General features: G+C 47.8%; 19 protein-coding genes and 3 tRNA genes. 15 read left to right on the top strand and 7 right to left on the bottom strand.

The annotated features are described in order from the left end of the window. Positions 1–612: 612 nt before the first annotated feature. Together VNN20_09700 and VNN20_09695 are read left to right on the top strand one after the other, a co-directional pair. Positions 613–1941: an ammonium transporter gene (locus tag VNN20_09700; GenBank protein ID HWP92455.1), complete on the top strand. Its 1329-nt coding sequence runs from the start codon at positions 613–615 to the stop codon at positions 1939–1941. Between the two features lie 689 nt (positions 1942–2630). Beyond that, the gene (locus VNN20_09695) at positions 2631–3134 is read left to right on the top strand and encodes a nitroreductase family protein (protein HWP92454.1); all 504 of its coding nucleotides are present in this window, start codon (positions 2631–2633) and stop codon (positions 3132–3134) included. Between the two features lie 492 nt (positions 3135–3626). Here VNN20_09695 and VNN20_09690 read toward each other — a convergent pair whose 3' ends face one another. Beyond that, complete coding sequence (locus VNN20_09690) at positions 3627–4415, bottom strand: enoyl-CoA hydratase-related protein (protein HWP92453.1); 789 nt, start codon at positions 4413–4415, stop codon at positions 3627–3629. A 277-nt stretch (positions 4416–4692) separates the two neighbouring features. Between VNN20_09690 and VNN20_09685 the strand changes: the two genes are divergently transcribed. Continuing rightward, positions 4693–5196, top strand: a complete 504-nt coding sequence (locus VNN20_09685) for a hypothetical protein (GenBank protein ID HWP92452.1) — start codon at positions 4693–4695, stop codon at positions 5194–5196. 12 nt (positions 5197–5208) lie between these two features. Continuing rightward, positions 5209–5691 (top strand): hypothetical protein, encoded by a 483-nt coding sequence (locus tag VNN20_09680; protein ID HWP92451.1) that lies wholly within the window; start codon positions 5209–5211, stop codon positions 5689–5691. Positions 5692–5718: 27 nt separating this feature from the next. Here the strand turns inward: VNN20_09680 and hisIE are convergent, their stop codons facing one another. Next, a complete protein-coding gene (gene hisIE / locus VNN20_09675) occupies positions 5719–6390 on the bottom strand; it encodes a bifunctional phosphoribosyl-AMP cyclohydrolase/phosphoribosyl-ATP diphosphatase HisIE (protein HWP92450.1) in 672 nt (223 codons plus the stop codon). Positions 6391–6901: 511 nt separating this feature from the next. On the opposite strand from hisIE, the gene VNN20_09670 reads away from it, so the two are divergent. The 5 genes from VNN20_09670 to VNN20_09650 all read left to right on the top strand — a co-directional run bounded on the left by VNN20_09670 (position 6902) and on the right by VNN20_09650 (position 14594). After that, entirely contained in the window at positions 6902–8800 is a 1899-nt protein-coding gene (locus VNN20_09670) for a rhodanese-like domain-containing protein (protein ID HWP92449.1), read from the top strand. A 129-nt stretch (positions 8801–8929) separates the two neighbouring features. Beyond that, positions 8930–11044: a PAS domain S-box protein gene (locus VNN20_09665; GenBank protein HWP92448.1), complete on the top strand. Its 2115-nt coding sequence runs from the start codon at positions 8930–8932 to the stop codon at positions 11042–11044. Further along, positions 11045–11407, top strand: coding sequence for a response regulator (locus VNN20_09660; GenBank protein HWP92447.1), 363 nt, complete (start codon positions 11045–11047; stop codon positions 11405–11407). 39 nt (positions 11408–11446) lie between these two features. Then, complete coding sequence (locus VNN20_09655; protein HWP92446.1) at positions 11447–11761, top strand: hypothetical protein; 315 nt, start codon at positions 11447–11449, stop codon at positions 11759–11761. Beyond that, positions 11742–14594, top strand: coding sequence for a response regulator (locus VNN20_09650; protein ID HWP92445.1), 2853 nt, complete (start codon positions 11742–11744; stop codon positions 14592–14594). The genes VNN20_09655 and VNN20_09650 overlap by 20 nt, the downstream gene beginning before the upstream one ends. A gap of 73 nt (positions 14595–14667) precedes the next feature. On the opposite strand, the gene rfbB is transcribed toward VNN20_09650, so the two are convergent. The 4 genes from rfbB to rfbD are packed head-to-tail and all read right to left on the bottom strand — an operon-like array spanning position 14668 to position 18130. Then, on the bottom strand, positions 14668–15717 hold the full coding sequence (rfbB, locus tag VNN20_09645; GenBank protein HWP92444.1) for a dTDP-glucose 4,6-dehydratase: 1050 nt from the start codon (positions 15715–15717) through the stop codon (positions 14668–14670). After that, positions 15710–16183: a dTDP-4-dehydrorhamnose 3,5-epimerase family protein gene (locus tag VNN20_09640; protein ID HWP92443.1), complete on the bottom strand. Its 474-nt coding sequence runs from the start codon at positions 16181–16183 to the stop codon at positions 15710–15712. The genes rfbB and VNN20_09640 overlap by 8 nt, the downstream gene beginning before the upstream one ends. 19 nt (positions 16184–16202) lie before the next feature. Further along, positions 16203–17267 carry a glucose-1-phosphate thymidylyltransferase gene (locus VNN20_09635; GenBank protein HWP92442.1) on the bottom strand — a complete coding sequence of 355 codons (1065 nt, stop codon included), beginning with the start codon at positions 17265–17267 and terminating at the stop codon, positions 16203–16205. Further along, entirely contained in the window at positions 17264–18130 is an 867-nt protein-coding gene (gene rfbD / locus VNN20_09630) for a dTDP-4-dehydrorhamnose reductase (protein HWP92441.1), read from the bottom strand. The genes VNN20_09635 and rfbD overlap by 4 nt, the downstream gene beginning before the upstream one ends. A gap of 160 nt (positions 18131–18290) precedes the next feature. On the opposite strand from rfbD, the gene VNN20_09625 reads away from it, so the two are divergent. From VNN20_09625 to VNN20_09600, 6 genes are all read left to right on the top strand, one after another. Further along, positions 18291–18366: transfer RNA gene (locus tag VNN20_09625), tRNA-Pro, on the top strand. Between the two features lie 232 nt (positions 18367–18598). Further along, a complete protein-coding gene (locus VNN20_09620) occupies positions 18599–19060 on the top strand; it encodes a hypothetical protein (GenBank protein HWP92440.1) in 462 nt (153 codons plus the stop codon). A gap of 216 nt (positions 19061–19276) precedes the next feature. Beyond that, a tRNA-Arg gene (locus VNN20_09615) sits at positions 19277–19350 on the top strand. A gap of 10 nt (positions 19351–19360) precedes the next feature. Then, positions 19361–19435: transfer RNA gene (locus VNN20_09610), tRNA-His, on the top strand. 118 nt (positions 19436–19553) lie between these two features. Beyond that, positions 19554–20654, top strand: coding sequence for a redox-regulated ATPase YchF (gene ychF / locus VNN20_09605; GenBank protein ID HWP92439.1), 1101 nt, complete (start codon positions 19554–19556; stop codon positions 20652–20654). A 211-nt stretch (positions 20655–20865) separates the two neighbouring features. Next, positions 20866–21987 (top strand): quinone-dependent dihydroorotate dehydrogenase, encoded by a 1122-nt coding sequence (locus VNN20_09600; GenBank protein ID HWP92438.1) that lies wholly within the window; start codon positions 20866–20868, stop codon positions 21985–21987. A 520-nt stretch (positions 21988–22507) separates the two neighbouring features. On the opposite strand, the gene VNN20_09595 is transcribed toward VNN20_09600, so the two are convergent. Then, entirely contained in the window at positions 22508–22816 is a 309-nt protein-coding gene (locus tag VNN20_09595; protein ID HWP92437.1) for a hypothetical protein, read from the bottom strand. Positions 22817–22881: the final 65 nt, after the last annotated feature.

Raw genomic sequence — 22881 nt, 5'->3', positions numbered from 1 at the left:
AATTAAGTTGGCACCTGCATAGCAAACATAAAAGAGTGTAAGCTGATTTTAAAAAGACGTTTTATGTATCAAAAGGCCTTGTTTTACTAATGTGGACCGCTGGCTTCTGATTATTTTGGACAGCGGTATCTCTGACTAAAAAATCAGCACGTCTGCCTAAGTTTTAGGCAAAACCTCTTTTTCCTACCGCAATTTTTCACAAATAAGCGTATGTTTAGCTGGCACATTATTTGCGAAAAGTACAGATAGCAACGCCCCGTAAGGAGAGAGTAAAAATGAGACCGGTTTTAACCCCTAATCAATCACCGTTTATATATTCAATTTACCCTACCAATGCTCTAGGTCGAGTATAGACGTCAGGGACATGAATCCGCTTAACTTGAGAATTTCCCGTGGCTTGCCACAGGGTTACCTTATCCATCCTTCCCCTCGATGGGGGAAGATTAAGCCTGTCCTGAGCGAAGCCGAAGGAGTGGGGGTGATTCACCCTCCCCTTCATCCCCTCCCATCAAGGGAGGGGAAATTTTCGGATACCCTGCAGCTTGCTGTAGGGTGGTTCATTCAAACAAAAACAAGATTCGCAATTAATATGCTCTGAAAAGGAGGAAGGCAATGGAAGTGCTAAAGAGTAGAACGATATTAGGGTACCCGGTTTTATTTCTGACCTTGATTTTTCTGGCGGATTTATCGTTTGCTCAGGAATCCGCACCACTGGCAGTAGATACCGGTGACACAGCCTGGATACTCGTATCTTCGGCCCTCGTATTGATGATGACGATTCCGGGTTTATTCCTTTTCTACGGCGGTCTTGTTCGTTCAAAAAACACCCTTGGTACTATCATGCAGAGCTTTATTATTGTCGGCCTAATTACCATACAATGGGTACTTTTCGGGTACAGTCTGGCATTCGGGCCGGACAAGTGGAGCGTTATAGGGGGTCTGGATTGGGTAGGACTAAAAGGCGTAGGGCTAGACCCAAACCCGGATTATGCTGTTACCATTCCCCACCAGGCATTCATGATTTTCCAGATGATGTTCGCCATTATCACGCCGGCCCTGATCACCGGCGCTTTTGCGGAGCGGGCCAAGTTCAGCACGTTTATAATTTTTATACTGCTGTGGGCAACGTTCATATACGATCCTTTAGCCCACTGGGTTTGGGGGGTGAACGGGTGGATGCGGAATTTCGGAGCATTGGACTTTGCCGGTGGAACAGTCGTTCATATAAGCTCTGGGGTATCGGCCCTTGCCGCTGCCATTTTCTTTGGCAGAAGAATCGGTTATGGAAAAGAGCCCATGCCGCCCCACAACCTGCCGTTCAGCGTCATCGGAGCATCTCTTCTATGGGTGGGGTGGTTCGGTTTTAACGCCGGGAGCGCATTGGCCTCCGGCGCCCTAGCCACAAGCGCTTTTGTGGTAACTCATATCGCCACCGCGGCGGCGGCGCTTTCCTGGATGTTCATGGATTGGATCTTTCGGGGTAAACCAACGGTCCTGGGGGCTGCCAGCGGAGCAGTGGCCGGTCTTGTAGCAATCACTCCGGCATCCGGGTTCGTCGGGCCGCTTTCCTCAATAATCATCGGTCTAATAGCGGGGATACTTTGTTCAACCGCCTGCACCCTTAAGACCAAAATGGGTTATGACGACTCACTGGATGTAGTAGGTGTACACGGCGTAGGGGGAACCTGGGGAGCAATCGCCACCGGTCTATTTGCATCCACCGCCATCAATGCCGCCGGTAACAACGGTTTATTCTTTGGCAACCCCAAGCAACTTCTCATTCAGGTTATAGCCGTGATAGCCACTTGGGTCTTTGCCTTTGTTGGGACTCTCATTATCCTTTCCGTCCTCAAGGCTATCATGGGACTGAGAGTAACTGAAGAAGAGGAGATAATGGGACTAGACCTGAGCCAGCATAACGAGAAGAGCTATTCCCTTTGAGATTAAACCTATTTAACAGCCAGGGTGGACAACCACTCTGGCTGTTTTTTCGTTCATCAATTCATATTTGTAGAGACGCATTGCTATGCGTCTCTACGGTAAAAAATCGCCCGTTAATAGGGCTATCCAAAATAATTAGAAGTCAATAAATTAATGGAACCACTCTTGTAAAATAAGGTTTTAGAAAGATAAAAGTGCTTTTTTAAAACCTGGTTCCTATCTTCATGTTGCTTACGTAAATGTAGTCCAGTTTATGTTCATCCAATTAGCCTACGAAAGCCTTGGTTAAACAACTTATTTCCAGAAATGGGATAATTTCGGTTGCGAATTTTATACTGGACACTTCGACTCACTGGATGGGATTCGTAATAACAAAATTAGCATCCTTCGACCGGGCTCAGGATGAGCGAATGTTTATAAGCTAAATCCCTAGTTATACCGTTCGCTGAGCTAGGTCCCCCGGTTTAACCGGGGGAAGGGCGAACACCTCTATACTAAGAACGCCGGAATAGTTCGTTCCCACGCTTCGCACAGGGCAAGCTCGGAACAAAGCCGAAGGACTAGGTGTAGACTCGGCCAAGATATATGCGTTCCCTACAACCGCAAGTCAATTTCTTAGAAACTAGAAGAGTCACGCACCGGTTATACTTTTATTAAACACAACTTTAGTCCCACAAGGGGTAAATCTAATGGACACGTTCGAGTGCATAAGAAAGAGAAGGGATATAAGAAGCTATGTTAAAAAAGAAGTGCCGGACGAGGTGATTAGGAAGATTATCGAGGCGGGGAGACTTGGCCCGAGCGCCATGAACCTCCAGCCCTGGCAGTTCGTAATAATAAAGGATAAGGCAACGATCAAAGGATTGGAGAAATTTTGCACAAGCGGCAGGTTTATAGCTGGTGCGTCATTTGCTGTAGTGGTAGTTACCGACCCGGTCAACAAATGGCATGAGATAGACGGGGCCAGAGCGGTGCAAAATATGTCCCTTGCCGCCTGGAACGAAGGAGTGGGCACTTGCTGGATCGGAGCTATTGATAGAGACAAGGTAAAGGAGATGTTGGGTATTCCCAGAAAACTGCATATTCTGACCATTCTTCCATTCGGCTATCCCGAAGAATTCACGGTAAAGAGGAAAAAGATAAGGAAACCGGCCGAAGAGATATTTCATTGGGAGAAATACGGGCATAAATAAGAGGCCAAGGTCTAAGTTCTAAGCCCTGTGATTGTGAAATACCAAATCTCATCACAAACAAATTCCAATTAAGTATTGTTATAGACAAAACCTGTTCTTTCAGACGGTTAGTAAAGTTACACATTGCGAAGAGACTTCTAGAATTGTCATTCTGAACGAAGTGAAAAATCTAGAAAAGATAGATGCTTCGCGGAGTTTAGCGAAGGACTCAGCATGACTCCGCACGGAGTTTATTACGACGCTTCGTATGGGTAGGCCTTAGTTATCCAAGGATTTAGGGCGATGTGATATTAGCTAAAGTTCGAGGGCTGTTTTTGATAAACTGGATTACTTCTTTGGCAAATTTTAAAGTTCGTTCCTCTAGGTCATACTGTTTGGAGTTTTGGCTTTCGGTCATTTTGATTTGTTTGTAATTTGATATTTGTGATTTGATTACTTTTTAGTCATTTATCCTGCATCTTACGTCGTGCATCCTGTATCTTGTATCCTACATCACCTTCCCTCGAACTTTGGCTTTCTCTTTTCGGAGAAAGCCCTCTGGCCTTCCTTATAATCCTCGCTTTCCTGGACCTTTGAGATCATATCCTTAACCGAGGCTTCGTCCTTTTGGTTCATTAATTGATTTCTTTGCCAGGAGTTCATCATTTCTTTCATCGTACTCATGGAGAGAGGTGCGTTTTCTGAGATTTCCGAGGCTAGCTTATAGGTGAACTCCTCAAGCTCAGGCTGCGGTAAAGTGTAGTTAACGAGGCCGATTTTTTCTGCCCTGTGCGCATTGATATTTTTCCCCGTAAGAAAGAGCTCCTTTGCATAACCCAGTCCGACCAAGTTGATGAACTTTCTGATCCCGCTATAGGTATAAACAACTCCAAGCTTTGCCGGCGGCATACCGAATAGGGCATGATCGGCTGAGATTCTAAGGTCGCAGGTAACCGCCAGCTCAAGACCGCCGCCGAAGGCGTGGCCGTTTAACAGGGCAATCACCGGATAGGGGAAACGCTCTATGGCATTCGATGCGATCATGAGCGGGTGGTTATCCAGGTAATCCCTCATCATATCATCCTTTATCTTACCGATTGCCGATATATCGTAGCCGGAGGAGAAAGCCTTGTCCCCCGAGCCGCGGATAACGACGCACCTCACCTTCTGCTCAGCTTTTAGCCTGTTTAACTCAGAACCCAGTTGGAGGAGTATCTCCGGAGTCAGTGAATTTCTCTTTTCCGGCCTGTTAAATATGATGGTGCAGGTTCTTTCATTTTCTTCGATAACCAGCTCAGACATTGTTTCTCTCCTCAAGAAGGGTTGAAACTAGTATCATCCTTGACCCCTCTTTGTCAAATTCCCTATGAATGTTTGGGGATTATCGCTTCGACCGCGGCCCAAACAGCTTGAGCCGGCCAGAATGCGGAGAAGGATTGGTTTGTCCAACGGTTCACTGGACATACTCCCCAATGGGGGTGGCTCGTTAATGGGTAAAAACCACTCACAATCTTCCTAACTGGAAGAATCAGAAATTATTTGTTAATATTTTAAGTTAATAACAGGAGGGAGATTAGCCATGCCGCTATTTGAATACGAGTGTGATGCTTGCATAGACGAGTTCAACGCGGATATATCCGCGCTGGTCGAGAAGCTGACCAAGTCAAATGCTTCAAAGATAATGAAAAAAAACCCCAAGTTCTATTACATCGAGGTTTACGACGATAAAAAGGATAAAATGGTTTTTACCCTCGGGGAAAAGGGGAAGTCCTACATCAGGAGGTTTCGTTATAAACTGAAGAATAATAAAATCCTATATCTGGAATTAAAAAACTTTAAATTCTCCGAACTGATCTATGACAAAGAGGAAGAAAAGGATTTAATTTGCCCTGCCTGTAACAAAGGCGGCAAGATCCGCCGGGTTTATTCGACGTTCAAGGCTATTTTTGACGACAAGAGCAAGAGGGCGCCCGGACCGAAGGACGAGCTTCGCTGGCACCTGGAATACAAGCAGCAGAAGGATGAGGAAATAGCCAGCGAGTGGGTCGGATACGATTATCTTAACCAGTACTTCAACAGATAGGGGGGAGCCAAAATGCCTTTATACGAGTACGAGTGCATCAAATGCAGGAAGAATATAGAGGACTCGGTCAAGAAACTACAGAAAAAAATCGACCCGGAGACGGTGTCTAATCTGGTGGAGAAATATGACAATATTCATTACATTGAAGTTACCGATTTAGACAAGAACAAAACTCTGGCTAAGCATGGGAACAGGGACAGAAACGGCATCGAACTCGACTTTTATATCAACGATGGAAATACCAGGGTGCTCTTTAATACAAGAAGGTACCGCTTCGCCGAGCTTATTTACGATAAGGAAGATGAGAAGAATCTTAAGTGCTACTGCGGTGAGACCAAGCAGATCGAGAGGGTTGTCTCCAGCTTTGCTTACACCCACGACCTTTCTACAAACATGCCAAAACCGGACCTGTCGAACCTTCCGCCGGAGGTCAGGGCCAGGACGGTAATAAGCGATTATATCGAGGAAAAGGACAGGCCCAAGAAGAACCGTTAGTATCGGGTTAACAAAGAACCGTTAGCTTCAATCAGATTTGTTTTGGCCGTATGCCTCTTTCTTTTTGCCAAACCTCCTTCCCAGCTCCTGGTATATGTCATCGGGGGTTATTCCAAAGTAAGCGAGGGCTACCAGAGTATGAAACCAGAGATCCGTCGCTTCATAAACAACTTCATCTTTATTCCTGTTTTTGACTGCGATGATTGTCTCGCCGGCTTCCTCACCAACCTTTTTCAGAATAGCATCCAATCCCTTATCGAAGAGACCGCTTACATAGGAACCATCTCTGGGATTTCGCTTCCGATCATCGATTATTTGATATACATCCTCCAAAGTTTTCTTCGTGCCTGCTTTGCCGAATGATGGGGCATCTTTTTCATCTCCATTTAAGCGGGTAAAGAAACAGCTTCTCTTTCCGGTATGGCATGCCACTCCCTTTTGATTAACCAGTAGCAGGACCGTATCCCCGTCACAGTCAAGAAAGATATCGTTTACCTCCTGAAAATTGCCTGACTCCTCCCCTTTCCGCCAGAGCTTGTTCCGAGACCTGCTCCAGAAGTGAGCCCTCCTCGTTTCCAGGGTCTTTTCAATCGCCTCTTTGTTGGCATAGGCGAACATCAAAACCTGCCCGTTTTCGGCGTCCTGGACCACGACCGGCACCAGCCCCTTCTCGTCGAACTTTATGTCTCCGATGTTCATGTATTATTCCTCCGTAGATTAATATTAACCAAAACCGAGGGAAAATCCGAGTTGGTTTTTTTTGCATGGACGGGGGTTCTTATCGATTTGTGTAACCTATGTCCCCGGTCTATTCTGTAACCCAGGTCCCCGTCCTAACAATATTTATCCTCCCCCTTGATGGGGGGGAGGATACAGGTGGGGGTGTATTTATTACCCCCCATCCTTACCCCCACAAAGGGGGGAAGGAATTAATTGGGTTACAAAGGCAATTTGAATGAATAGGGATGGGACGGCGATTGCATAGCAAACATAAAAGATGGGAACGGATATTAAGAAGACGTTTTTATACATCTAAAGGCCTTGTTTCACAAATGTGAACCACTGGTTCCTAGTTATTTTGGACAGCAGTGTTTTATAGTTATAGAGAGCAGCCAGCACCCATTCCCAAAATTCATAGTTTATACAACCCCGATTTTATGAGAAAATAAAAGATAGAGTTCATTTGAAGACAATAATAAGGGGATAAGAAATGTTTTTCAGAGAATTTTATATCGAAGGGCTTGCGGCAATGTCCTACATGGTAGGAAACAGGTCTCCGGGAGAAGTGGCGGTTATCGACCCGATCAGGGACGTAGATTTGTATCTGGAGACCACTAGGCAAGAGGGTGTAAACATCACCCACATCTTCGAGACGCATATACATGCGGATTTCGTCTCCGGGTCCAGGGAGCTTGCCCAGAAAACTGGCGCAAAGATATACCTGAGCTCCCATGGCGGTAAGGATTGGCAGTACGAATTCGAGCATGTGCCCATGACCGAGGGTATGGAGTTATATTTGGGTCAGTACAAAATCAAGGTCATTCATACGCCCGGGCATACACCCGAGCACGTGATTTTTACGCTAACCGATACCAGCCGCAGTGAAGAACCTTGGATGGCATTTACCGGGGATTTTCTTTTTGTCGGGGACATTGGGCGCCCCGACCTCCTGGGAGACAGGTTCTCGGAGGAGCTTGCAGATAAGCTCTACGACAGCATACACACTAAACTCCTGGCATTACCGGATTGGGTTGAGGTTTACCCGGCCCACGGAGAGGGGTCACTATGCGGGAAAAATCTGGGCAGCAAGCGTAGCACCACTATCGGGTTCGAGAGGCGATTCAACTATGCCTTGAAGCCTATGTCTAAGAGGGACTTTGTGAGAGCCATACTTCAAGAGCAGCCGCCCGCCCCCGCTTATTTTCGCCGGATGAAAAAGATCAATAAAGAGGGTCCCAAGGTTCTGGGTACGCTTCCCCAACCGGCACCGATGGGTCCCAAGGAAGTGGAAAAATCACTCGACGGAGGCGCCGTGCTCATAGACACGCGCTCCCCCGAAGCCTTTGGCGGAGCGCATATAAAGGGTGCATACAGTATTCCGCTAGACTCGTCCTTTCCCACCTGGGTGGGCTATATCGTACCGCCCGACACGCCCATCTTGCTTATTGTTGAGAGGAAGGAGGATATAGAACAAATAGTCAGACACCTGATACGGGTAGGCTACGACCGGATTGCCGGATACCTGGACGGCGGCGTTCGGGCCTGGCTGATGGAGGGGTATCCTATAGCGGAGATTCCCCAGATATCGGCAGGAGAGCTTCGGAAAAAGATGGCTGAGGATAAAGGTGTCGTGGTTCTAGATGTCCGGACGGACTCTGAATGGAACTCCTTCCGCTATCCGTTCGCACTTCACATGCATGCGGGACAGCTTCAGGAAAAATACAAGGAGCTTGGTTTAAAAAGTGAAACACCCATCGTCGTAACCTGCAGGAGCGGCCACAGAGGAAGCATAGCTTCGAGCATACTGGAGCAAAATGGGTTCACGAATGTGTCCAACCTCCTGGGCGGGATGGTGGCATGGCAGAACTCCGGGGGAGAGACATGCTCAAAGCCCGGCTGCCCGGAGTACCAGGAATGGGGGCCCTGGTGGCACGATGCCATAAACCAGCCCAAGAAAGTAACCGACGATATCTTTATCGGAGGCCAGCCCAGCGAAGCGGATTTGAGCGCCATAAAGGCAAAAGGGTTTAAGAGCATCATCAACCTCAGGACATCTTCTGAAGAAAGTATTCTCAGCCCGGAGGATGAAAAAAGCAAAGCCGGGGAAATGGGGTTTGAGTATGCCAATATCCCGGTTATCGAAGAAGTAAATAGCGAGACTGTGAACAGCGTCTTCGAGAAGATAAAGGAACTCAGAGAAAACAGCGGTCCTGTTTTCATTCACTGCGGAGGGGGAAGGCGGGCGGCGGCAATGGCCATACTCTATCTTGCGGTAGAGAGCGGCCTGACTTTGAAGGACGCTTTAGAAAAAGCCCAGGAAATGGGGCTTAATTTGGAGGCGGAAACCCGGCTGAAGGATTTATTCTGGAAATACCTGGAGGATAGGTAACTCTGTCAAAAAAACAGCCGAGTAAGAAACTGAGGATTGCCGGAGGGGGCTCACCTACCCTCCAAAGGATAAATAGTAGCACTAAGCCCGGAATGTTTTAGGTTACTTGCCAGGGGAGAGGTGCTGAGAATGAAAGTGCCATTACCTGCCGAGGCGCCAATGCGCGAGAGTGAAATCGAATACCGCACACTGGTAGAGCAAGTTCCTGCCATTATTTACACGGCGAGGCTAGACGAAATCGGCAGTACTTTCTATGTCAGCAAGCGAATTGAGCAATTGGGTTTCTCTCAGGCCGAATGGCTGGAAGACCCGGCACTTTGGTCCAAACAACTGCACCCTGATGACCGTGAGCGCGTGCTGGCCGAATACACTCGTGCCTATACTAAAGGTGAACCGTTCAGGTCTGAATACCGTCTGCTGGCGCGAGACGGCAGGGTGGTGTGGTTCCGTGATGAATCGGTTATCGTGCGTGACTCTACCGGTCAGCCTCTCTACCTTCAGGGTGTTATGATGGACATCACCGAGCACAAAATGGCGATGGCCGAACGGGATCGGCTCTTCAATCTTTCCATTGACATGCTGTGTGTAGCTGGCTTTGACGGGTTCTTCAAACAAATAAACCCGTCCTGGGGCAGGGTACTCGGCTGGAGCGAGACCGAATTGCTGGGCAGTCCGTGGCTGGATTTTGTCCATCCTAACGACCGCGATCGGACGGTTCAAGCGCTCACACAATTGTCAGCGGGCGAACCCGTATACGATTTCGAGAACCGCTACCGGTGCAAGGACGGCTCATATCGCTGGATTTCATGGACCACTTTTCCGCTTCCTGCTGAACAACTCACCTTTGCTGTCGCCCGGGACATCACCGAGCGTAAGCGTGCGGAGGAAGCAATAAAAGAAAGCGAGAAACTCCTGCGAAAGGTGATTGATAGCCTTGGTCCCTATATGTTTGTCGGTCTCCTGACGCCGGACGGCACTGTGCATTGGGTGATGGGTCGAGGAGAATTTACTTACGCCGAGGACGGTCAGCCGCTTCGGATGCGTGGCGTTGTGGTCGAAACCACCGAACGCAAACTGATGGAAGAAAGAATGGTGAGAGAAAGGGATTTCTCCGAAGCGATGATAAATAGCCTGCCGGGGATATTTTACCTTTATGACGATACCCAAAAATTCCTGCGGTGGAATAAGAACTTTGAGCACGTTTCAGGATACTCGGCCGACGAGATAGCTGGAATGAGCCCCCTGGATTTCTTTACTGGGGATGAGAGAAGGCTTATCGAAGAGAAGATACAAGAGGTCCTCACAAATGGCGAGTCCAGCGCTGAAGCGAATTTTGTCTCCAAAGATGGAAGAAGAACACCCTACTATTTTACTGGGTTACGCATCGAGATAGATAACAAACCTTGTCTCATAGGAATGGGGATAGACATTACCGACCGCAAGCTTGCCGAGGAGGCGCTTGAGAGGGCATACGGCGAACTGGAAGAGAGGGTGGATGAGCGAACCAGAGAACTAACGGAGGCTAATATCAAACTCAAAGAGCTAGACCGCCTTAAGGCGGAATTTCTGGCCACCATGAGCCACGAGCTGCGAACTCCTTTAAACTCCATAATCGGTTTTACCGGGATGATACTCCAGGGTATGGCCGGTGAGATTAACGAAGAACAGAAGAAACAGCTCTCCATGGTTTATAACTCCGCAAAGCACCTTTTGAGTCTTATTAATGACATCCTGGACCTTTCCCGGATTGAATCAGGCAAGGTAGACGTTTCGATGAGTGAGTTCAAGGTTGATGAAGTTATTTCCGAAGTCGTTCGGAGTCTGGATCCTATGGTTTCTCAGAAGGGTTTGCGACTCATAACCGAGATACCGGATGAAATCCCGGAAATTTGGAGTGACCGAAAGAAGTTTTTCCAGATACTCCTCAATCTGGTCAACAATGCGGTGAAGTTTACCGACAGGGGTGAGATAAAGATTGCCTGTAAGACTGATAATAACAACCTTGAAGTGAGCGTTTCCGACACGGGCATAGGTATAAAAAAGGAGAATATGGACCTGCTATTTGAGGCGTTTCGGCAGGTGGACGGGTCGTCGAGGCGGAGATATGAAGGGACGGGGCTTGGACTCTATCTCTGCAAGAAGTTGTTGGATTTGTTGGGGGGCAGAATTTGGGTCGAAAGTGAGTACGGCAAGGGCTCCAGGTTTACTTTTACGTTACCTCTTGGGCCAAAGGTAAGGGAATAAATGAGAAAAAGGGTTTTGATAGTGGAGGACGACGAGCAGAATTTGTATTTAGCCACTTTTCTTCTAAAAAAGAACGGCTATGAGGTTATCGCAGCTAGAAACGGGTTTGAGGGAATAGAAAAAGCCAAAGCGGAAAGACCCGACCTTATACTCATGGATATGCAGCTTCCGGAGATGGACGGATATGAGGCAACCAAACTGATAAAGGGGATTGACGAGATCAGCCGCATACCCATCATAGCAGTAACGTCTTATGCTATGGTAGGTGATAGAGAAAAGGTGCTGGCCGCCGGCTGTGTGGGATACATAGAAAAGCCCATTGAGCCGGACACCTTTGTATCGGAGATTGAGAGGAACATTTAATAGCAGTCAGCTATCAGCTATAAGCTGAGGGAACTGCACATGGGAATAAGTAAAGATGGTTTACGCACCCCGTCCCTTCGGGACATCCCTCTCAAGAGGGGATTATCCCGAGAAATTCACCTCTTGAAGAGGGGATTACTCCAAGAAAGTCCCCTCTGGAGAGGGGATTTAGGGGTGTGTAGGGGAACTTCCGGAATGGCTCTTTGCCGGAGTAGAATTGAAGTTTACCGCGGAGGGCGCGGAGAACACAGAGAAAAAGCCTTGAATGTAATCTTTGCACTCTCGGCGGTTAAAGATTTGCTGGCCGCTGATCGCTTACATAAGGGGTTAGGCAATGAAAATCTTGATTGTTGATGATAAGAAAGAGAACCTTTACATGCTCGAAAAACTGCTCTCGGGTAGCGGCTACGAGGTTGATACCGCTGCCGATGGTATCGAAGCCCTGGAAAAACTCCATGCGGACAGGTTTGAAATGATAATATCCGACATCCTGATGCCCCGGATGGACGGGTTCCGGCTCTGCCATGAAGTTAAGATGGATGAAAGGCTGAAACATACGGCTTTTGTCTTTTATACGGCTACTTACACCGACCCCAAGGATGAGGAATTCGCCCTTAGCCTGGGGGCAGAGAAGTTCATCATCAAACCGCAGGAGCCGGATGTCTTTATAGGAATATTAAAAGAGGTCATCAGAAGCTACGAGGCGGGAACGCTCAACACACCTACGGCTCCGGTTGAAGAGGAGGCCGTTTATCTTAAGGAGTACAATGAACGTCTCATCAAGAAGCTGGAAGACAAATTGCTTGAGTTGGAGAAAAAAAATCGTTACGAAACAATCATTAGCGCCGTGGCCCTAACCATCCATCAGTCAATTAACTTAGCAGAGATTCTGGAGGACGCCGTTGAAGTCATGAGCAAAAACATAGATGGAGTGGACAACGTCTCCATCTACCTGGTAGAAGGTGAAGAAGCGGTTCTAAAAGCTTACAGAGGCTATCCTAGTTGGTGGATCAAAAAAGTGAGCAGAATCCCTTATCCCAAAGGCTTTACGTGGAAAGTAATCATGGAAGGAAAACCCAGGTACGTTACAGATGTAGACCAGGATATGGTTATTGGCCCGGCTGGGAGGGAAATGGGTACGAAGAGCTATGTATCCATGCCTATCAACCATGAAGGCAAGACAATAGGGGTTATAAATATAAACTCCCTTAAGAAAAATGTCTTTAATGAAGAAGAACTAAAACTGCTGGAAGCCGTGGCACTACAAATAGAAATTGCTATCAATAATGCACGGTTAGTAGAGTCAATACGCGATAGGGAAGAGCGTTTACAAGCCATCTTCAAGAACGAACCAGAGTGCGTGAAGGTGGTAGCGCCCGACGGCACGCTCGTTCAGATGAACCCAGCGGGGATTAACATGATCGAGGCAGATAGCGTGGAGATGGTCATAGGGAAATCGATATATCCTATAGTTGCTCCAGAACACCGTGAGGCATTCCGTCGACTTATGGAAGAGGTTTTTCAGGGCCACACCGGTATCCTTGAGTTTGAAATCATCGGGCTAAAAGGAACACGCCGCTGGCTTGAAACCCACGCTGTTCCGCTCCGCAATGAGCGAAACGAAGTCATTTCACTTCTTAGTATCACACGTGACGTAACCGAGCGAAAGCTGGCGCAGGATAGGATAAAAGAACAAGCTGCCCTGCTCGACCGATCACAGGACGCCATTGGTGTCCGAGATATGGAACACCGAATCATCTACTGGAATAAAAGCGCAGAATGCTTATACGGTTGGAAAGCAGAAGAAGCCATAGGCAAAAATGCAAATGAACTCCTGTATAGAAAGGGTTCACCTGAGCTCATGGAAGCACAAAAGATTGTGATGGAAAGAGGAGAATGGATAGGAGAGTTACCTCAGGTAACAAAAGACGGAAGAGAAGTAATTGTGGAGAGTCGCTGGACTCTCATGCGTGACAGCGATGGAACACCGAAATCAATACTCATCGTTAACACCGACATCACCGAGAAGAAGAAACTGGAAGCCCAGTTCCTCAGGGCGCAGCGGCTCGAAAGTATAGGTACACTTGCTGGTGGTATAGCCCATGACCTCAACAATGTCCTGACACCAATAATGATGGCATTGCAGCTTCTTCGGCAGAAGTTTACCGATGAACACAGCAAAAGGTGGCTTGACACTCTCGATGCCAGTGTCCAGAGGGGAGCCGATTTGATAAAGCAGATTCTTGCCTTTGCCAGGGGCTCTGAAGGGGTCCGCACTCCTATACAGTTCGGATACCTTATTTCTGAAACCAAAAGCATCTTGTTAGAGACATTTCCCAAATCGATCGAAATCAATACCGATATCCCCAAGGACCTCTGGCTAATCTCGGGAGACAAGACACAGCTAAATCAAGTCCTAATGAACCTATGTGTGAATGCTCGGGATGCAATGCCCAACGGGGGAAGACTGAGCATATCCGCAGAGAATTTCTTCATCGATGACAGCTATACGATTATTAATATAGAAGCTAAAACCGGTCCATACATCGTTGTGACCGTCTCCGATACAGGTATTGGTATTCCTCCTGGACACTTGGAAAAGATATTCGACCCGTTCTTCACCACTAAAGAGGCAGGCAAAGGAACAGGACTGGGACTTTCGACGGCCTATAGAATTGTCAAGGATCACGGTGGGTTTATAAATGTTCGTAGTGAGGTAGGGAAGGGAACGAGCTTTAAGATATACCTACCGGCAATCGAAACGACGGAAACATTAGACCGAGAGAAGAAGAAAACGGAAGAGCTTCCACCGGGCAAGGGTCAGTTGATACTGGTTGTGGACGATGAGAATTCTATATGTGAGATAACCAGGGTGACATTGGAGGCCCATGGTTATAATGTGATCACGGCCAACGACGGTGCAGAAGCCGTGGCGCTTTATGCACAGGACGCAGAAAAAATAGAAGCGGTTATTCTGGATATGGTGATGCCGATTATGGATGGACCAGAAACCATTCGTGCCCTCCTCACGATCGACCCGAGGGCTAAAATTATTGCCGCCAGCGGATTAATGGAGAGGAACATACTGACTAGGATCAGAGAAACGGATGTAAGTGCTTTTCTATCAAAACCTTATACGGCTGACACGCTTTTGAATACCTTACACCAGGTTCTTAGCGCCAAATAGAAAGTTGTGGCGGGCTTTTTACGGGTACGCCGTTCTTTTAAAAAGGGATAAAAACTACTATGTTGATTAACCCTTACCGTCTCCACGCCCGCTCGTAAACCTGCGCGTAGTAGTCATGATATTCCCCGGAGATTACACGCGCAATCCATTCTTTATTCTCCAGATACCAGCGTATGGTGCGGGAAAGTCCCTCTTCAAAACTGACCCGGGGCTTCCAGGCTAATTCCTTCTGAATTTTGGTAGAGTCTAGCGCGTAGCGGAAATCATGGCCGGGTCTGTCTTCTACGAATGAGATAAGCTTTTCCAGTTCTTTAACCGGCTTTGCTAAGTTCTCCGCCAGTAGTGCGCATATCAGTCTGACCACCTCGATATTTCGGTACTCATTGCCTCCGGCGATGTTATACACCTCTCCAGCCCGGCCTTTTTCGATGACGGAAGCGATCCCCCTGCAGTTATCTTCTACATAGATCCAGTCCCTAATGTTTTCACCCCGGCCGTAAACCGGCAAGGGTTTTCCCTGAAAGGCGTTATTGATGATAAGCGGGATTAGCTTCTCCGGAAATTGGTATGGGCCGTAGTTATTCGAGCTCCGGGTGATAATCACCGGTAAGCCATAGGTCCGGTAGTAGGCTCGACAGACCAGGTCGGCAGAGGCCTTACTGGCCGCATAAGGGCTGTTAGGGCTAAGGGTAGAATTTTCTGAGAACCTTCCCTCTTCGATAGAACCGTAAACCTCATCCGTGGAGATGTGCACAAACCGCTCTGTACCGTGGGTCCTTGCCGCCTCCAGTAAAACCTGGGTACCCTCGACGTTTGTTTTTATGAAAGGTAGGGGGTCCAAGATGCTCCGGTCTACATGAGACTCTGCGGCAAAGTTAACCACCACATCAAAGGGGCTCTCTTTAAAAATTTCACCGACGAGAGAGCGATCGGCAATGTCTCCCTTAATGAAACGGTAGCGCGGGTCGCCCTCCAGGTCTTTCAGGTTCTCCAGGTTGCCGGCATAGGTAATCTTGTCCAGATTACAAACTTGCCAGTTGGTGTGTTCGTTCAAGGCGTAACGGATGAAGTTACTCCCGATAAAGCCAGCACCGCCGGTGACCAGGAGTTTGAGCTTACCCATGCTTTACGTCCCAATTGTAGGGTATAGAGGGGTCATCGTAGGGTAGCCTGTATTCATCAGGCTCGGTATAGTCGTAAAGCTCGGTTGGGAAGTTGACTATCAGTCCTAATTGTCCGCCCTCTGCGGTAAATCCGTGATAGACAAAAGGGGGAATCTTAACCAGCATCGGATTCATGATGCCGATGTGAAATTCGTTGACCCGGCCCCTGGTTGGCGAGTCTTCCCTAGGGTCGTAAAGCACCACCCTAGCCATTCCCGAGACGCATACGAAATGGTCCCACTGCTTCTTGTGGTAGTGCCATGCTTTGATAACGCCGGGGTAACAGGCGGTGATATAACTCTGGGCAAAACGGTCAAACTCCTTCCAGTCTGAGCGCAGCATCTCCATGAGAAAACCCCTTCCGTCCGGGATGAGTTTCAGTTGTTTTACCTGGGCTCCGTGTATAAGCTCCTTGCTTAAGGCCATGGCTCCTCCCAAACCTACACTAGAGTATTACTTCCGAATCGTCCCCAATCATAAGGCGAAATGCCTGGTGATTATCCGTTCCCTTTCTAACCACGGCGTTACGGCCAATGACGCTATCCTCCAAGCGTTGTACGTTGGAAATCCTTGCTCCATCCAGAATTACGGAATGCTGCAGGCTGGAATTTTCGACCAAGCAGCCCTCTCCTATGCTGGTATAAGGGCCGATGAAGGAGTTTTTGACAAGTGTCTTAGCACCTATAATTGCGGGGCCGCGGATCTTGCTGTTTTCAACTAGGACGTTTTGGTCAACAAAAATCCTGCCGGTAATCGCGCTTCTCGAATCAACCCGGCCCTTGATTTCTCTTTTTATACACTCATCCAGTACAACGCTGTTGGCCTCCAAGAGGTCGTCTTTTTTACCGGTATCGAGCCACCAGCTATTTAATTTGAAGCTTTCCACCTTACCGCCTGATTCCATTATATTTTGGATGGCATCGGTGATCTCTAGCTCGTTTCTCCAGGAGGGTTTTATTCTGGAAATGGCGTCGTGAATTGTGGGGGAAAATACATAGACCCCAACCAAGGCCAGGTCTGACGGCGGTTCTTTGGGCTTTTCCACCAGGCGGAGGACCCGACCGCTCGCATCCACCTCGGCCACTCCAAACATTTTAGGGTCTACTACCTCTTTCAACAGAATGACTGCATCGGCCTGAGAGTCGGTGAAGGATTTGACCACCTGTTCGATACCCTGACCGATTAGGTTATCGCCCAGATACATCACGAAAGGCTCGTCCTTCAGATAGTCCTTGGAAATTTTTACTGCGTGCGCCAACCCCAAAGGCTCCTCCTGGAGTATATAAGTCAGATCAAGATTCCAGTTCCTCTTTGATAAACTCTCCTTTATCAAGTGGCCGGTTTCCGGAGATATTATTACTCCGACCTCCTTGATTCCGGCCTGTTCTAGATGCTCCATGACGTAATAGAGCACAGGCCTATTGGCTACCGGGAAAAGCTGTTTAGCCATTGTATAAGTTAGAGGCCTTAATCTTGTTCCTTTACCCCCTGCCAGTACCAGAGCCTTCATCGAAAAACCCTCTCCAGTATGTTATTCTCACGCATGAAAAGGCTTAAGGCATCCCGCCAGTCCGGCATAGTGTCTAGTCCCTGAAGCCGGAGCATATAGTTGTCCAATACCGAATTTTTGGGTCGTCTTGCCGGCCTGGGGTAGTCCTCGGTAGATACGGGCCTTATCTTAACCTCCAGGTTTGCGCATCTGAATATTTCTACGGCAAAATCATACCAGGTGCACTCCCCCTGGCTGGTGCAGTGGTAAGTACCATAAAGCTCGGTTGTCATTATTTGTATGATTTCTCTAGCCAGGTCGGTCGTGCATGAAGGCGTGCCCCTCTGGTCATTCACCACTCTTAACTCTTCTCCCTTCATCCCTAACTCAAGCATGGTCTTTACGAAGTTCCTACCCTCTATACCGTAAAGCCACGCCGTGCGTATTATGAAGAACCGGCTGGTCTGCTCCTTCACGAACTGCTCACCCAGTAATTTAGATTGGCCGTATATGTTTAGAGGATTGGGGGTGTCAAATTCCCGGTAGGGGCCTTCTTTAGCCCCGTCAAAAACATAATCGGTGCTGATATAAACGAGCTTGGCGCCGATATGGCTTGAGACAGAGGCGACGTTTCGCGCCCCCAGGGCGTTTACCTTGAAAGCCAAATCCATTTGGCTTTCACACTGGTCAACGGAGGTGAAGGCAGCCGCATGGATGATGATATCCGGTCTCGCCTCACTGATAAATCCTTTGACTTTAGCGTAGTCGGTTATATCTAGGTCGGGTCGCCCTGTTGCTATGACCTTGTAATCTTTAGTGGTCTCCAAAAGACGGAGCAAATCATGACCTAGCTGTCCGGTAGCACCAGTGATAAGAACCCTCAACTACCCACCCCTCGATTCGTCGCTGCTTCGAAAACCGGCAATCCACTCAATTTGTCGACGCATTGTTAAAACTGGATTTTAAGTAATACTATAATACGGAGCGGGTTTAAAGACAAACTTGTTGTTTTCCTATTCATGGGTATAATTTCAAATTCTTAATCGGGGCGTAGCGCAGATGGGAGCGCGCGGCGCTTGGGACGCCGAGGTCGGAGGTTCAAATCCTCTCGCCCCGACCATCTTTGATAAAGGTAACCACAAAGACACAAAGGACAGAAAGAAAAATGTTAATTTCTTCGTGTTCTTTCTGCCTTAGTGGCAAGTAAGATACTTTGTTCATTACCGTTGATCATAGTGGGCTTTAACTTTGTTTTTGTCCTTAATAACTAGCCCATTTTTCAAAAAAATCATACTAAAGTAGGATTGTCTTTTCCGGAGATGTATATATCTAATTTAGTCTAGGATTAGCTAATGAGATACACCCAACTGGATAGACTGATTTCAGAGGTCTTAAACCTTGAAGAAGGCTCTATTTTCGTACTCAAAAAAATAGGATATGACAGCTTGCTCGCGTTTTCCTATCCCTATGAACTAAGAGGCTCCACGATCTCGATTATAAATCAAAACTTGTTAGGCAAGGCATTAATACATAGAAGCCCGATTATATTGAACCAATGCGACGAGGAAATGGATTCCGCCTACCTGAGATATCTTGCTATGAAAAATAGCGATGTTTCGATTAAAAAGATGATCGCCTATCCGGTTTGTACTTCCGATGAGTTTAGTGAGGTTATTCTTATTATGAGAAAGAAAAGAGAAGGGGCTGAAGTGAAGGATTTCCTGGGGGAAGATTTGGTAAAGATAAAAAAGGTTCTTGATAGCGTATTTACTGCCCGGTTGGAAAAACCCGCTTTTTCAGCCAACGGGGATTGATATCCTCTTTCCATCCAAATTTTATAGGTTATACATCCGATATCTTCGGAAAAGGATCGGCAGCTTGGGCCGTTCTCCAATCCTGCTTCTAGGACGGTTTTCTTGCACGGCTAAAAGGGGTTGGGTACAATTCTTCTCTGCCCAACTGGAAAATAACTAGAAAGTAACTAAGATATTAGTTAATAGGGTGTTGTAACCCTATGAAATCATTCATTTGCGCCCATAGCTCAGTTGGACAGAGCAACGGCCTTCTAAGCCGTGGGTCGGGGGTTCGAATCCCTCTGGGCGCGAGATCTGATGGTGGGTGTAGCTCAGCTTGGTTAGAGCGCCAGGTTGTGGCCCTGGAGGTCGCCGGTTCAAGTCCGGTCATCCACCCCTTGATTTCCCTAGTAAGGGCTTGACAGTTTTAAACCTTTGGGTAGCTTTAATCCCTCAAATTTACACACCCTAATCGGGAAAAATCCATTAAAGACCTGGAAACCGAAAGATAAGCATGAATCTTAGGTGCGGAGTTGTAGGCCTGCCCAACGTGGGTAAGTCCACCCTTTTTAACGCCTTGACCGGCGCCGGAGCAGAGGCGGCTAACTTTCCCTTTTGCACTATAGAGCCTAATGTCGGAGTGGTCCCGGTGCCTGATGAGAGGCTTGATAAAATTGCCGAACTGGTCAAGCCTCATAAGATAACACCGGCTTTTTTAGAGGTAGTGGATATAGCCGGCCTGGTAAAGGGCGCGTCTGAGGGAAAGGGTAGGGGCAATGCCTTTTTATCGCGTATACGCGAGGTCGATTTGCTTCTTCACGTGGTGCGCTGCTTCGAGGATGAAAACGTCATGCACGTCGAGTGTTCGGTCGATTCTCTAAGGGATATAAGAATCATCGAAGATGAGCTAATACTGAAAGACCTTGAGACCATCGAGAAGAGGGAGCAACGCCTCAGCACTCAGGCAAAGAGCGGTGCTACGGCAATTAAAAAAGAACTGGATTTGGTGATGGAGCTAAGAGAATTCGTGGAGAAGGGAAACAAGGCAAGAAAATTTCCTCTGGAGAATGGGTCGGAGAGGATTATAAAAGAATTATGCTTATTGACGTCAAAACCGGTCCTATACGTTTGCAATGTTTCGGAAGTCGATATCCCCGATGCGGCGGCCAATTCGGAGGTTAAAAAGGTGAAGGCTTATGCCCAAGGCGAAGGCTCGGACGTGATTGTGGTATGCGCCAAGATAGAGGCGGAGATTGCCGAGCTTGACCGAGAGGAAAAAAGCCCATTCTTAAACGAGCTTGGGCTCGCCGGCTCGGGCCTGGATAAGCTTATCCAGGTAGCTTATGAAAAGCTTGGCCTCCTCACCTACTTCACCGCGGGTCCCAAAGAAGTCAGGGCTTGGACGATTCAATCCGGCACTAAGGCGCCCCAGGCCGCCGGTGTTATTCATAGCGATTTTGAGAGGGGTTTTATCAGGGCGGAAACGCTAAAATTCGATGACCTAATCAAACTCGGCTCGGAGGCAGCAGCCAGAGAATTGGGAAAGATGCGTTCCGAGGGCAGGGATTACGTGGTTCAGGACGGCGATATAATGTTATTCAGGTTTAATGTGTAGAAGTTAATTTGTTTAAACGGGGGAAAGATATCATTACCCCGTAGGTCAGACAGGAATGTCTTACCTACCGTTACAAATCAATTTAAATATTTTGGTAGAACAGACATTCTTGTCTGTTAACACCTTCCTAAATTGAGCTCTTTCTCAGGTACAATTAAACGTAGCCTTTGAATATTTCTCGGTCAGACCTGCAGTATGCCGAGTTCCTTTTATGTACAAAGAGATAATCAGGCCTATTCTGGATAGACTCGATTCAGAGACGTGGCATGACATAGCGCGTGAAGCCCTTCACCTAGCGGAGGTTTCTCCAGCTACCCTAAAAATCCTGGAACAATTTGCCCATGGGCGTAGAAGATACAAGGACGAAAGGCTACGGGTTAATGTAGTCGGTATTGAATTCGAGAACCCTTTGATTGTAGGGGCCGGCTGGGATAAAGCCGGCCGCGCAGTGAAGGCACTCTGGCAGTTGGGTTTTGCCGGAGTGGAGGTGGGTTCAGTCCTGGCCAAGCCCCAGCCGGGTAATCCCAAGCCCCGGCAGTTCATGCTTACGCCAGAAGTGGCTTTAAACTGGCTCGGTTTCAACAGCCCGGGGATGGAGGCCGTGGCCAAAAACCTGGAGAGATATAAAAACAGTAACATCCCGATAGGCATTAGCATCGGAAAGAATAGGGATGTAGATGCAGAAAACGCCCCTGAAGCCCATGCCGTCGTGGTGAGAAGGCTCTATGAATACGCATCATACTTTGCCGTTAACGTAAGCTCGCCCAACACGCCCGGGTTGAGGAAGCTACAGGATAAGGGACCCCTTACCGATATCGTTCGGGCAGTGAATGCGGCCATAAAAGAGGTTGCTTCTAACTTGTCCGGAATGACTACGGGTACAAAACCCGTCTTTGTTAAGATTTCACCGGAGCTAACTAATGAGGCGGTTGATGATGTAATCGATGTGGCTATCAACAACAGTCTGGCCGGAATTATCGCCACCAACACCACCGAGGATCCGGACATCAAGGCGAAATACGGCGAGAAGTGGAGGAAGAAACCCGGCGGGCTCAGCGGGAACGATGGGGACTTCAGAAAAATGGCTACCGCTAAAATCGCTTATATTCATAAACAGGCCGGTGACAGGCTCGAAATCATGGGTGTAGGTGGGGTTCATGACACGGAAACGGCTTTGGAGAAGATAAGGTCGGGGGCAAAGCTTCTTCAAGTCGTCACGGCTATCCGTGCCGAGGGCACCACTGTGGCCGGAAGAATAAACAGGGGCATAGTGGAATACATGGAGAAAGAAGGCATCAAGAGCCTCGATGAAATAGTCGGGGTTGATGCTTGAGGATGAATCCAACTCCCTTTCCATGCCGAGTAGGAGAAAAAGGGAATCCGTTCGCCCTGAGTAGTGAGCCCTGCCAGGCTTAGGACAGGCCTGTCGAACTATCGAAGGGCGAATGTTTTACGCTTTAAATTCATACTTCGATTAGACTCAGTATGAGCGGATGCATGCAACCGGTGGAAAAACGTTCAAAATAAAGCTCCGTTCGTCCTGAGCAGATCCTCCGGTTTAACCGAGGGAAGGACGAACACCTCCCTTACTAAACAAAAGACCATACTTCGACCCTTCGACGATGCTCGGGGCTCAGCATGAGCGGATTTACATCCGCTTAAGTGATTAATAAAATATGCGTGAGGAATTGAGAGATTAATCAAGTGGGGTTGGTAGAAAGACTGGGCATGACACTGTTAGGGAAGAAGTGTTTATTGTAGGGGTGAACCTTGTGTTCACCCCTTAATAAGAAACAGGGCGAATACAGGATTCGCCCTTATCAGGATTACCGCATTGGAAAAATTGCTAATTCTCACAACCTATAAACCCTCTCCTTCCAGGCGACGCCTTTCCCACTCACAACCTTGTAGGCGGATGAGAGTATTATGGCTATGTACATTGCCGCACCTAATGGAAATGAAAAGGAGTAATAGCGAGGAACAGCAAAGAGCGGGGTAGTTTGCCAGCCAAGATAAACGATTAAAGCCGGAAGAAAGATACTCTCCCCAAAAATTAAGAATGTTGCAAGAGTGCGGGCTCCTAGAAAGACCAAATTAACAAACGACCAGACAAAAAGCACGGGAGGAACAATTCCCCGGGCAAGGAGAATTGCTATGGACAATGACACCAGGCTCCATTTCTTGCCCAGGCCGAAGAAAAGATTTTTCGTCCATCCTTCCCATATTT

The organism is Thermodesulfobacteriota bacterium (assembly GCA_035559815.1).
Classification (GTDB): Bacteria; Desulfobacterota_D; UBA1144; order Nemesobacterales; family CSP1-2; genus DATMAT01.
This window is presented reverse-complemented; position numbering and strand designations above follow the sequence as displayed.